Origin of the sequence: Rubripirellula tenax (assembly GCF_007860125.1) — a bacterium.
Lineage (GTDB): Bacteria > Planctomycetota > Planctomycetia > Pirellulales > Pirellulaceae > Rubripirellula > Rubripirellula tenax.
This window is the reverse complement of record NZ_SJPW01000008.1, coordinates 161553-173737: the sequence shown is the minus strand read 5'-3', so window position 1 is coordinate 173737 and position 12185 is coordinate 161553. Positions and strand designations below refer to the sequence as shown.

General features: G+C 54.8%; 11 protein-coding genes. 8 read left to right on the top strand and 3 right to left on the bottom strand.

Features of this window, described 5'->3' with window-relative positions:
- Window positions 1–251 precede the first annotated feature (251 nt).
- From Poly51_RS30750 to Poly51_RS26715, 3 genes are all read right to left on the bottom strand, one after another.
- Window positions 252–413 (bottom strand): hypothetical protein, encoded by a 162-nt coding sequence (locus Poly51_RS30750; protein ID WP_186775841.1) that lies wholly within the window; start codon window positions 411–413, stop codon window positions 252–254.
- A gap of 93 nt (window positions 414–506) precedes the next feature.
- Window positions 507–1964, bottom strand: a complete 1458-nt coding sequence (locus tag Poly51_RS26720) for an integron integrase (RefSeq protein ID WP_222435933.1) — start codon at window positions 1962–1964, stop codon at window positions 507–509.
- Between the two features lie 535 nt (window positions 1965–2499).
- Complete coding sequence (locus tag Poly51_RS26715) at window positions 2500–2805, bottom strand: hypothetical protein (RefSeq protein ID WP_146461899.1); 306 nt, start codon at window positions 2803–2805, stop codon at window positions 2500–2502.
- Window positions 2806–2850: 45 nt separating this feature from the next.
- Between Poly51_RS26715 and Poly51_RS26710 the strand changes: the two genes are divergently transcribed.
- From Poly51_RS26710 to Poly51_RS26675, 8 genes are all read left to right on the top strand, one after another.
- Window positions 2851–3777, top strand: coding sequence for an AP2 domain-containing protein (locus Poly51_RS26710; RefSeq protein ID WP_146461897.1), 927 nt, complete (start codon window positions 2851–2853; stop codon window positions 3775–3777).
- A 531-nt stretch (window positions 3778–4308) separates the two neighbouring features.
- Complete coding sequence (locus tag Poly51_RS26705; RefSeq protein WP_246114824.1) at window positions 4309–4665, top strand: Imm8 family immunity protein; 357 nt, start codon at window positions 4309–4311, stop codon at window positions 4663–4665.
- Between the two features lie 269 nt (window positions 4666–4934).
- Window positions 4935–5321: a hypothetical protein gene (locus Poly51_RS26700; RefSeq protein WP_146461892.1), complete on the top strand. Its 387-nt coding sequence runs from the start codon at window positions 4935–4937 to the stop codon at window positions 5319–5321.
- Between the two features lie 665 nt (window positions 5322–5986).
- A complete protein-coding gene (locus tag Poly51_RS26695) occupies window positions 5987–6610 on the top strand; it encodes a hypothetical protein (RefSeq protein WP_144059389.1) in 624 nt (207 codons plus the stop codon).
- 104 nt (window positions 6611–6714) lie between these two features.
- The gene (locus tag Poly51_RS26690) at window positions 6715–7215 is read left to right on the top strand and encodes a tetratricopeptide repeat protein (protein ID WP_146461889.1); all 501 of its coding nucleotides are present in this window, start codon (window positions 6715–6717) and stop codon (window positions 7213–7215) included.
- Window positions 7216–8264: 1049 nt separating this feature from the next.
- Window positions 8265–8663, top strand: coding sequence for a hypothetical protein (locus Poly51_RS26685; protein ID WP_146461887.1), 399 nt, complete (start codon window positions 8265–8267; stop codon window positions 8661–8663).
- Between the two features lie 1284 nt (window positions 8664–9947).
- Window positions 9948–10406 carry a hypothetical protein gene (locus Poly51_RS26680; protein ID WP_146461884.1) on the top strand — a complete coding sequence of 153 codons (459 nt, stop codon included), beginning with the start codon at window positions 9948–9950 and terminating at the stop codon, window positions 10404–10406.
- Window positions 10407–11070: 664 nt separating this feature from the next.
- Window positions 11071–11538 (top strand): GNAT family N-acetyltransferase, encoded by a 468-nt coding sequence (locus Poly51_RS26675; protein ID WP_186775839.1) that lies wholly within the window; start codon window positions 11071–11073, stop codon window positions 11536–11538.
- Window positions 11539–12185: the final 647 nt, after the last annotated feature.

The following is a 12185-nucleotide window of genomic DNA, read 5'->3' as shown; positions in this document are numbered from 1 at the left end:
TCAGTCGTCGTCGGCGTGGTTTCAATCGCGTGGTTTTCGGCCACCCGTTTGGTCGTGTAAAAAACGGCGGTAATATCCAAGTCAAAAAACGCAGCCGATCCCGATCCCGATCCCGATCCCGATGCCGCTGCTTAGACGGACCCGGTCGCCGCAGCCCAGGAATTCCCGGGTTGGTCTTTCGTTTGTGAATACGCCAGCGACGGCAATGCGCTGTGGGCGACTCCGGCGGAGCGCCCGTTCCATGTTTCGACCTACCAAGTGATGACTGGATTGGCGGGAAGATTGTTCAACAATGGTGCGAACTTGATGTGATGGAGGATCCGATCGTGTGCGATTTTGCGTTCGGGCAGGCATGACTCGACAGCGACCAGGGCCATCGCGGCAAGGCGTTGCTCAACGCGAGTCGAAACCATTGCCGCCTCGCATTTGCGGCGATTCCTAGCCCGGGACCAAGAACCCGTTTGGCGTAACCGCTCGTGCAACACGGCACCCACTCGCGACTACCTCTACCCCGCGATCAAATAACCTGCGTTTCCATCAACGCAAACAGCGTCCCGATCCCTCCCATCGAATTGCAACGTCCCAGTCTCGTATGCAGTCGGCAATTCCTGAATCTGCGAATCGCCCTCGCCCATTTTGCGAGACTCTTCCTCTACCAAACGGTCGAGCGGGCTTGTCACCCGCACCCCGGGCCGGTTCATCACGTGGGTGTAGATCATCGTTGTCTTGACGTCACTGTGCCCCAGCAACTCTTGCACCGCCCGTATGTCCGTGCCTGTCCAAAGCAAATGCGTTGCGAAACAATGCCGAAACGTGTGGCTGGTCACATGCTTGTCGATGCCCGCCCCGTCAACCGCCACTTTCAAGTGCCGAGGGAACGTTTCGTGATGCAGATGGTGTCGGTGACGATCACCGGTGCGAGGGTCACGCGACAAGCGGTGTGATGCGAACAAGTACTGCCAACGAAACTCGCGATGAGCCGATGGGTATTTGCGATGCAGCGCGTGCGGCAACCAAACCGACGCCGTGCCATTAGCCAAATCATGTTCGTGAAGCGAACGTCGTGAATCGATGAACCGGCGCAGCGGCTCCGCCAACTCCGACGGCAACGGCACGAGTCGACTCTTGCCTCCTTTGGCTTGATGAATCTCAATCAACCCATTTTCGAAATCGATATCTTTCACTCGCAGCCGGATCGCCTCGCTGATCCGCATCCCACATCCATAAAGCAACTGTGCGATCGTCAAATGAACGCCCTCCAAGCCGTCAAAGACGCGGGCGACCTCGCTCGTACTCAACACCGTCGGAATCTGTTTGCCCTTGCCGGCGCGAATGGCCTCGATGTGCCCCATGTCACGCCGCAGCACCAGCGTGAAGAACTTCAGTAAACCGTGGAACGCGGTGTTCTGAGTCGACGCGGCGACGTTGCCATCGACCGCAAGATCCGTCAAATGGTCCTCGACGTCCGAAGCTCCCACCCTTTCAAAATCGGCCAAGCAACTCATGCCGCGGTCCGCCATGAAAGCCTTCACTTTGCCGACATAAGAACGCTCCGTCTGCAACCGCATGCCGTCCTTGCGAAGGGCCCGTCTGAATTGTTGGATCGCATCCGATTCCTTTGGATCGATTTTGCCTACCACATCTTCGATCGTGTCGTATCCGTCTTGTTTAGCCCGCTCGTTGGCGACAATTTCCTTCATCTTGTCAACGATGAAAGCGAACGGATCAATCGGCAGTTCTTGCTCAAACCGGCGGTACACCAGCAGTCCGTTCAGGATCTTCATTCGCTTCCAAGCTGGCATTCGCTGGTCGCGTTTGGAACGCAAAAACAGGATCACATCGTCGGGCGAGAAGTCCCAGCCCGTCTTCCCGCTTCGCTTATGAAAGTTGCTGAACTGCTTGAACCAGATCTTCGCCCACTTCAATTCCTGCTCAGCCCGTGATGGCTTCTCAAACATCGACATGTTCGCCACTCCCTCAACCTTGCGGCTCTAGGTCCTCACCGAGGCAGAAATTCACCGCCGCCCCGATCTGCCCGACGGACAAAACACCGCTTCAACCAAGTGTCGAGCGGTGAGTGCAATAACGTACACCATCCTCCAGCGGGGATGCAACGGCGATGCAGCACAGAAGCACTTCTATTTGGGCGACCAGGCAGTCTGCGTCGAGTAGTTCATTGCCGGATGACAAGAGAGCTTAGACAAGAGAACTTAGAGAGCCCTCGACAACGGCGGGAGCAACAGCACAGCAGTGCCACCGACACCGCTCAAAAGGACGGCGCCCTCGAAGTGAAAATTGCTCTGAACTCGGCGCTACCAATGATTGCATCCCCCATCCGAACCGGTGATAATAAGTCCATGACCAACGCGGTAGCGAAGCCTCGCCAGGAGATAATAAGTCCGGCCGCCCCCCAGGCTACCGAAGGTTCATCCCGTGATAATAAGTCAAAACACGGTATTTCCACCCACTGCAACGGGTGAGAAACAAGTTCGTCGTATGCTAATCGAGCCACGCGGCACGATTCCTTGCCATCGAGTCCATTTGTTCTTCTAGCGTCAATTCGCGAGTCTCGCTGTAGTCTTTGCCGCACCACGCACATCTTGGCGGGTCACTACCATCCATCATTTGCACTTGGACTTGATGGCGGCATAAATCCGGCCAACAAAGCGACGGCTGTGGACCTTCATGCACACGATCGCGAATTGGCAACTCTTTGACGATATTGGTCGAGCCGCAATCGACGCAACGACGAACAACGGATTGAACCGAAGTCGCGGCAGCGTTGTTTTGTGAATCCATAGTCATTCCTCGCGACTCGGTTAATCCTGACGTTCGCCGACAACAACTGCCATGGCTATCCCCGATCCTCCACGCGGCATATCTCGGCTCGACTACGAGCAATCCATTACGGGATGGAATGCTCGATACATGCGCGAAGGCGTACCCTTCAGTCAGTCTTTTTCGGACGCAAAGTACGGCTCACCTGAAAAATCCCTCGAAGCAGCGATCGCTTGGCGCAAGGAAGCGCTGGAAATCATTCCGCCACGCGACCGTCGCGAGTACGCCGAACTTGGGAAGTCTCATAACACCTCCGGAATCACGGGTGTTTACAAGACGATAGGCCACTACCGCGTCGATGGGACGCCCGTCTACTACTGGGTCGCGTCTTGGTGTCCATCCAAAGGTAAACGTCGGCACCGCAATTTCTCGATTGACAAATATGGAGAGGAGGAAGCAAAGAGGCTTGCTATCGAGGCTCGCAAGACTGCCATCGCGAATCTCGATGCCGAATGGCCCGAAGATGCGTTCGCAATGCCGCGACGCCGGACAATAGAAGATGATCTGCATCGCGATATCTGGGCATTCGAGGGTGACGAACAATATAGAATACATCGCGACAAGGAACGCGATCACAAGATTCGACTTGAGAAGATCAACGCGTTTCTTGCCGTACACGGCGACCTGTTTTGCGAAATCTGCGGTTTCAATTTCGAGAAGGAATACGGTCCCATGGGTCGCGGTTTGATCGAGGTTCACCACACTGTGCCTTTGGCTGAAATGCAACCAAACCATAGGACGACGCTAGACCAATTGATGTGCATCTGCTCCAATTGCCATCTTGCCGTCCACAATGGCGATCCAACGGAGAATCTACGACGCCTACGGTTCATATTCGACGCGAAATCGAAGAAGCGGCGAACCATCGCGTGCACCGGAGCACGCGAGCCAGGCGAGTTGGCAGTTGAGAATCTTTCGCGCGTGCCCGGTGACGCGTGACGTTACCCGACTGAAATGCCGCAGACGTAACACGCGACTCCATGACAAACGCACAAGACGTAATGGCACTTCGGAAACTGACGGGGTTTGGCGTCCTCCAATGCAAGCTACTAATCGACGATGCTGGCTCACTTGAATCCGCTATCGAACGTATTGAGAATAAAAGACCGCCGATCTTCTTTACGTCTTACAGCGGCATTTGCCCCGGTTGTGGCGCTGGACATCGCAGCCCTACACAGATGGACTGCCCGAACTGTGACTGGCTTCGCGTCAAACCGCATGACCGCACTCGATGGGCCATGCTGGACGTTGTCCATCCTGCGGATTTCGTTTTCGCTGGGATGGATCGGTCTGCTCGCATTGCGGGCACGGTAGGGATCGGTGACACTAGACTGACTACCAAGACGGCGGGTAACCATCGCGTGAACCGGAGAACGCGAGCTTAGTGATTTGGCCGTTAGAATCTTTCCCGCGCGTTCCCGGTTACGCGTACCGTTCGCCGACGGAATCACTTGCGCAAGACCTGATGTGATGCGGGCTGAAATTCACCACTTAGAATCTAACGACCATGTCGACTGGAATGCCTTCCTACAATACCAGTCACCTGACCCATACGATGACTTCGGATGGTTCCATTTGACGGTTGGTGCCACCGACGTTCTCGGCGGCAATGATTTTCAGGTTTGCGTCGCTACTCCACGTGCTGTTGGACGAATCAAACACGATAAATTTGTGCCTGGTATACTGGTAGACCAATATGATGCCGCAACGGTCGAGAAAGCGATTCGTGATCGTGTAGAATCGGTCTGCGGCCACAGCTGGGAAGAGCTTGTGGGTCAACTGCGTGTTTTCATGCAATGGGAATACGAAGGGATGGCTGGGTCGTAACGCCTCGCCAAGGGAAGCGGCGAACCAAGCGATGGACCGGAGTCGCCGATCCGGCCGTTTTGACAATGGATGATCGCTCACGGCGACCGCGGTCATCGCCAGCGTTACCCGACTGAATTCACATCCACATGTCACGACGCTTTGCGATTCTGACGACGTGCTTCGCTCTCGCAACTGGTTGCCTGCTTACGGCTCCGTTTCTCGTCTACCATCAACGCCAATCGCAATTCGACCGCGTTCGCGAATTGGTTGAATCTCACGGTGGTTTCATGATGTTTGACATGGTTGACGGAAACTACATGCTCGACCTCCGCGGTGACGCTGCAACCGACGACGCCATGCTTGCCCTCGTCCCTGAATTGTCGCGCCTTCCAACTGGCTTTACATTTCTCGGTCCCGGCGAATCCCGGCTCTTTTATGTTTCGATCGACAACTCAACGATGACCGACGTTGGCTTTGATGCTTTGTGCACACTGCCATTGATGTCTGTCTCCCTCGACTGCCCAAACCTAACTGACCGATCGGCTGACCGCCTATCGGAGCTTGAACAACCTTACGCGATCGTCTCGGGTACGGCGCCATTTTCTGACGCCGCGATCAAGCGGCTACACGATTCTAAACCTAACACGATGCTCGAAACCCGTAACGGCGGGTAACCATCGCGTGCACGCGGAGGCCCGTTGGTTCGTTTTCTCGAATGGATACTCAACTCACGGGCCCCGGTGACGCGGGACGTTATTTGGCAAAGACCATGGACACTCGCCATCTGGATGACGGAACATCAATCCACGATTTCACTGGCCGGTTCTTGGTTCGATGCCCGAAGTGTGATTCGTGCGCAGACGTGACCCGATTCGAGACCGACGTTGAAGTTCATCCATGGCGCGCACGTTTCTGTTGTCCACATTGTGGATCGACAAAGGATGGAAGGTTGGGCGGTTGGTCAGACCGTGAACCAGTGGATTGGGTTTTCGGATACAATCTTTGACTACAGACTCCCTGCTGCGGACATACGCTGTGGGCATACAACTACTCCCACTTAACGTTTCTCGCTTCGTATGTCGGTGCGGATCATCGTATCGGCCTGACGGAAGCGACAGCGATTGAAAAAAGGATTCGAAACTCGACCCTTGCAAGCTCGCTCCCCGCATGGATGATTGCCGCCAAGAACCGAGCTAATGTGCTGAAGGCGATAAACAAACTCAGAGCAGCGGAAGCCAAATAACCAAGCAATGCACCCGAGTCGCGAAGTCGGGCGTTTTGACAATTGAGAATCTCTCGTCGCGACCGGGTGATTGCAATCGTTATCTGGCCTGAACCAATGAGAGCCAATTACATCCCAATCGTAGCGCTGCTCTTTATGCTTGCTGGCTGCAATGAGAGTGCGAACTCAACCAATGAGGTCACCGTGAACAGAAACGTACTTGGGCTGGATGATGCGCAATGGGCCAACTACGCCAGTCGAACCGGCACTGGATCAGACATTGCGTCACTGCTGAGCTTGCCTCCCAATGGTGACGATCAATACTTTAGGATCTTCCACGAATGTTGCGATCTTGAGACTTTCGAGATTTACCCCGCAGCCTATGCTGTCTATCCACATCTCGAAAAAATCGCTGCTCAATCGAGCGATCCCAAGGATGCCCAATGGCCTTTGTCGATTTGCGCTGCGATTTGCGCGAACTTCAAGAACACGAAAGAGCGATCTGACGTTCCAGCGGAACTCTGGGAAAACTTCTCTACTGCCGTGAAGCATTCCGCTGAGACCGCAGCAAATCAAATTCAGAACTTCCCGACTGACGATCCATCATTCATGAAATTCATGATGATTCAACCGATTCTCCAGAACATTGAAACTAAACCGATGTTTGGCAATCCTCAACCAAATAGTTTCATCCTGAATGACTGGTTCGAGGAGCGCCGACCCGAAGAATTGGCCAGATAACAAAACGATGCACGCGAAGCCGGACTTGCGTGTGCTTTTTTCTGCTTGCAAGATTTCCGTTCCGGCTCGGTGATCGTAACCGTTATCCCGCTTAGGCTAGTCTTTTGAGCAAATCCAAAAAAACATGGTGGCGGCGATTGCTCAGCGGCGTCGTGATATTGGCAACGTGTTGGTGGCTCGCCTACTCCGTTTGTTGGCAATGGGGCTGGGGATACTACGAGGCGGGAGGCGGTTCGACGATATACGAACCACTGGATGAAAACGAAATGGAATCCGCCGTGACTTCTTTCAGGAGGGCTTCACTTATTAACCCGTGGGGCGTCTCGTCGAGAAACTATGCCGGAAAGTCCTTGATTGAATTAGGTCGCTACGAAGAATCGTTGGTGGAATTCGACTCTGCACTTAGCATTTGGTCTCGCTCATTCACCGCACACTACCGGAAATCATATGCATTAATGAAACTTAAACGATATCCAGAGATGGTCGAATCGCTTAAAAAGGCGATTGAACTTCAAGGATCCCTTGGTCAAGTTGTTCGGTTTTCAACAGAATTTGAAGAGGTTCAGGGCGAATCTTTTATGGAACCATTTCTGGATCAATATTGATTCTCATCGCGGGATAACAAAACGATGCACGCGAAGCCGGACTTGCGCGTCTTTTTCAGTAATTAGATTTATCGTTCCGGCTCGGTGATCGTAACCGTTCTGCCACTGAAGATTTGCACTTCCGATGATTGACGTCTCAATCGCGTCAGCTGATTCCGAAACGACCATCGAAGTCGCGTTGGGTAGCGCATCGGAGGAACGGGCGCTCGCGGTTGTCCAGTTCGCAGTGATGTGCGTGGGACTTATCCTCGTTCTTCCCGACATCCATTTAGCGAGATTCCCTCACGATTGGTTTGGATCGGCTGAGCTTGCTGCCCGCTTCGCCTTTGCCGGACTATGGATTGCGATTGGCATATTTGCATCTTCGCGTGTGATCTTTCCCCCGGTCCCGATTTCCTTGCATTTCACACCGCACCAGATCGGATACGATTCTGGTCGCCCTGGATTACTTTATCTTTGCAACACGTACGGCGAGCGTCTTCACCCAGTCTGGTCGCGCGCACTCCAGAAAAGAATTCGTTGGGACCTGCATCGTCGGGATTTAGACGTTTCGAACGTTCTCTTGACGGCAAGTCATGGAATGCTCCATCTGCAATCGCGCTCAGGGCTACTTGGATTCGGGCTGTGCATACCCGATCAAGTGCATGACAGCCTTTGTGAGGCGATTCAAGCCTGGGCGAAGGCAGAACCATCCAATGCACCCGAGCACGCGAGCCGGGCGTTTTCAAATGGACAATCTACCGCGCGTGCCGGGTGATTGGTAACGTTCGCCGACACCCAAGCGACCAAACCGATCAGCGAATTGAATCCATACGAACCACCAGCCGAAAAAGAAAATTCCAGCCGCACCTTGAGCGTGGAAGACTTTCGTAGTGCAATACTGCAAGGCCTTGCTGTTCTCGTGATACTATTTTCGATTGACTTCTTTCTCGATGAGACACCTGACCTGTATTACAACTTCGGCGCGCCCATTGCCGTTTTCGGCTGCACTCTAATCTATCGGTCGTTCACGAGCGGGCGCAGGGACAGTGCCAACAGTGGACAGAGTGATGAACACCTGGAAACTGATGATGCACCATAGCGGCGAACCATGCCGTGCACCGGAGCGGCGTCATCGCGTTTCCCGGTGGCTCACTTTACTCTCGCCGCCCGGTGACGGCGGACGTTCCCCGACTGAATGTTTGATCGTGGACTCAAAGCGAAACCGTCGGCTTTCCCTGTTGTCGTTGTTTATTGTCACGCTTTACCTTGCACTGCTCTTTGCCGGTTTCCGCGTCGCAAACCTTCGCGGGCTTGGCTGGGCCTATCTGCTCTGTGGCGGACTGCAAATGATTGTTTCCCATTTACCTTGGCAATCGCTTTATCCACTGAATTCACGCGGTATGACTCTGGTTGAAGGCGTTGTCGTGTTTCTTACCGCTGGCGTACTTGTTGGCATTGGACCTTGATTGGACGACGCGCAAGCTCACGCTTTACCTTGCGTTCTTGGCATCGACGATTACGCAGCGGCGGGATATTTCTTGCGGTCTCCAAAACGCGACACTCAGTCGAAATTGACGATCACGACATTGACGGTACCCAGCGACTGAGACGAGAATAGCGGGGAACCATGACATGCACGGGAGCACGGCTTGCGGCGTTTGCTGAATTGGATGCTCAACTCTCCGTGCCCCGTGATGTCCGACGTTATCGGACTGACGTCTCAGGTGTTTCACGCGTTCGCTCGCACTAGCGATTGCTGCAACGCCTGATTGGAAATTTGTCGTTCGGCATTCGCGTTAGCGAATTTGCGAGTCAAACGCATTGATCCTCCGTTTGCGATTTCCTCCCTCCAAGCCGCTCGCAATTCTTGAACGTGTTCGCTGTTTTCGTTTGCTGATCAAGCGACAACGCTTTTGATCCTTCGTTTACCGTCAACAAGCACTGTCGGATGACAATTGCCGTTTTACTGCCGACCCGGTCAACGCCCAATTGCTTGCCGCGTGAACCAAGTCCCGCTAAACTGTGGCGGCGTGGCAACCGCTGCCCGATGCTCGACCAATGCCCGTTCATAAATGCCGATAACAAACACATGCACCGGAGTGGCGGTGGTCACGTTTCTTTGGAATCACGTCAATCGCCGCCACCCGGTGATGTGAGACGTTATTCGGGCTGCAACACTTTGGTCGTCGACGCCAATCCTCGCTCAAGGCCGGATGCGTGATAGGCTCACACGACTGCCGGCAACGCTGGATGGCTCTGTTTCAACTGTCTATTCGATGGCCAGGCCGATCGGGACGTACCGTATCGCCGGTGACTTTCTTGGTCGCGCTGGTTCATTGTCACCGGCGATACGGAACGTCCCGATCTCCAAGCTAAGGCCAGCGGTTGGCAACGCCCATCTACGGTCACTCATTCGGCATTGGCAGCATTTGCCTCGCTTCAACGGGCGGAAACGGGGTTCACGTCACCAATGGTTCGATTTGTCTATCCCCTCCGGGACTCACCATTGGTGACGACAACCCCGTTTCCGCCTCCCGCTGGTCACCGCGCCAAGCCCGTAGCGGAAACCAACTCCGGAAAGGTTGTCTTCGATTTCACCGCCCAATACAATGGCCAAGTGCTGTCCGCTGCTAAGCGGAACTGGGAACCGAATAACCAAGCCATGCACCGGAGTGGCGGTGGTCGGGTTTTCTCGAAGTCACGTCGTCCCCCGCCACCCGGTGATGGCAAACGTTCCCCCACATACTTGAATGACAACCTACCACCGCTACGTACTGGATGATGCGGCAACCATCTCGCTTCCCGAGTTGGAAACAGCCCTTCGATCCATCGACGACGCATACCGCTTTGACGGTGAGGCGTTAGTTCGCGGTGACCACGATTGCGCTCTTCAAATTGACGTCACGGAGCGTGGGTCAGATATTTTCGACGACGACATTGATCTTCTCATTGGCTTCGCGACAAAGCGACGTGACCATGATGGGCTGGTCGCGAGACTGAACGGCGGGACTTGCATGGTGACAATGCAAGTTGTCAGCTACTCGGACGAATCTGCTATCGAACATGTTTTTGGCACTCTCAGCCAATTGCACTCTGGATTGACTGTATACGAGGGTGGTATATTCGATACTCCCGAACCGACACATCCGTGGATTAAAACAGCGCTCAACGTCGTGCGAGGTATCGGTGGAAATCGGGGGGAACCATGACATGCACGGGAGCACGGCTTGCGGCGTTTCTTGCAATGGATAGTCGACTCTCCGTGCCCCGTGATGTCCGCCGTTATCCCGACGAAAGCGCGGAGTGCCGACCGGATGCTTGCGATTGGGCTTTGCATCGCCCGAATGCCGGGTGTGCCGACTGGCTTTGATGCAACGGTTGTCTCGAATTGACGTACGAACACGACGTACTGCATCGCCGGAAAATCTCTCGGTAATGCTGATCTATTTTTTCCGGCGATGCAGAACGTCGTGTTCTCCAAGTTGCTGCCGACGTTTTGCAACGCTCGAAACTTGCGGCTGTTTAACCATTGGAGCGGCTTGCGTTGCTTCCACGGGCCGAAACGGGGACACTCTCGCCAATGGCTCGATTTGTCTTTTCCCACCATGACAACCCATTGGCGAGAGAGTCCCCGTTTCGGCCAACCTTCGATTACGATCAACACCCGCTGGACGACCGCAATGCTCGATTTGCTTGCTGCCGAATCCAGCGCCCGCTAGAATCTAGCGACGCGGTTCCCGCTGCCCAAAACCCGAATTGCGGTGCCGGCTGGGACGGGATAACCATGACATGCACCGGAGTGGCGGTGGTCACGTTTTTTCGAAATCACGACTTTCGCCGCCACCCGGTGATGTCGAGCGTTATCCGACTGAAATGCACGTAGACATTCGCGATGCCAGCACACACGATGCCGCTGCAATCTCGCTCTTGGTGTCATCGCTTGCCCGCGAGCACATTGGCCCTTCGCTCGGGCCTGGTGGGCTCGACGTGCTGATCGCAAGCCTGGACTTTGATTCGACGCTACAGCGACTTAAAGACGACTGGCTTCATCTAGCCGCATTCGATGATCGCGACCTCGTCGCCGTTGTCGTCGTTAAACCACCGATCCACCTGTACCATTTGTTCGTTCGTTCCGATTTGCAGCGCTCGGGAATTGGCACTAAACTGCTCGACGAAGCCGACCGTCGCGTCCAACGCTCATGTGGCTTGCGCCTTGCTACTGTCAACTCCTCACTCAACGCTGTTTCCGCTTACATGCGCTTTGGTTTCAAGCCCGATGGGGGCGTGGTCGATATTGATGGCGTTCGGTTTCAACCGATGTCTCGGCATGACTGCGGATAACCAACGGTTGCAACGGAGTGGCGGTGGTCGGCGACTTCGTTTGCTTGCACGGGCACTCCCGCCACCCGCTGAACCGAACCGTTATCCGACTCGGCGCGTGGAGTTGCGCGGTCCTGATGCTCAGCGGATGGTGCGCTGAACGCATGCCCGATGATTCGTGCGCTCGACAAATGCTCGATGATCGGTGCGCTGCCTCTGTTCTCGTTGACCGGTGCGCCCGACGCGCTGCTGGCATCGACTCGTGTAAACTTGCTTGACTGACTCGTCTTTGATACGATCACACCTCGACAGTTGTCACCCACGTGGGCGAAGTCCAGGCTGGCGGCGTCCCGCCGTTGTTTTCTGCTCTCGCAGCCCACCGCGGCGACATTCCGTCGTTGTTTTCCGCTCGCGCGGCCCATGCTCGCTGGCAGTCCGCCTCGTATCCACAATCGCGGATAACCAACGCATGCAACGGAGCGTCGGTGGTCGGCGGCTCACTTTGCTTGCAAGATCACTCCCGACGCCCGCTGATGCGGACCGTTATTGGCACCTAGCAACCGTGAAGCCAACACCTGACCAGATCGTCGCCGTCTTGGACCATTTTGCTGAACTGTGTGACAAACGGTTTTCAACGTACCGAAAACTACGACGGTACGCCGTCATGC

Coding starts and splice junctions, on each gene's coding strand:
- Poly51_RS30750 (WP_186775841.1), bottom strand. CDS start 413: ATGGTTTCGACTCGCGTTGAGCAACGCCTTGCCGCGATGGCCCTGGTC.
- Poly51_RS26720 (WP_222435933.1), bottom strand. CDS start 1,964: ATGTCGATGTTTGAGAAGCCATCACGGGCTGAGCAGGAATTGAAGTGG.
- Poly51_RS26715 (WP_146461899.1), bottom strand. CDS start 2,805: ATGACTATGGATTCACAAAACAACGCTGCCGCGACTTCGGTTCAATCC.
- Poly51_RS26710 (WP_146461897.1), top strand. CDS start 2,851: ATGGCTATCCCCGATCCTCCACGCGGCATATCTCGGCTCGACTACGAG.
- Poly51_RS26705 (WP_246114824.1), top strand. CDS start 4,309: ATGCGGGCTGAAATTCACCACTTAGAATCTAACGACCATGTCGACTGG.
- Poly51_RS26700 (WP_146461892.1), top strand. CDS start 4,935: ATGATGTTTGACATGGTTGACGGAAACTACATGCTCGACCTCCGCGGT.
- Poly51_RS26695 (WP_144059389.1), top strand. CDS start 5,987: ATGAGAGCCAATTACATCCCAATCGTAGCGCTGCTCTTTATGCTTGCT.
- Poly51_RS26685 (WP_146461887.1), top strand. CDS start 8,265: ATGAACACCTGGAAACTGATGATGCACCATAGCGGCGAACCATGCCGT.
- Poly51_RS26680 (WP_146461884.1), top strand. CDS start 9,948: ATGACAACCTACCACCGCTACGTACTGGATGATGCGGCAACCATCTCG.
- Poly51_RS26675 (WP_186775839.1), top strand. CDS start 11,071: ATGCACGTAGACATTCGCGATGCCAGCACACACGATGCCGCTGCAATC.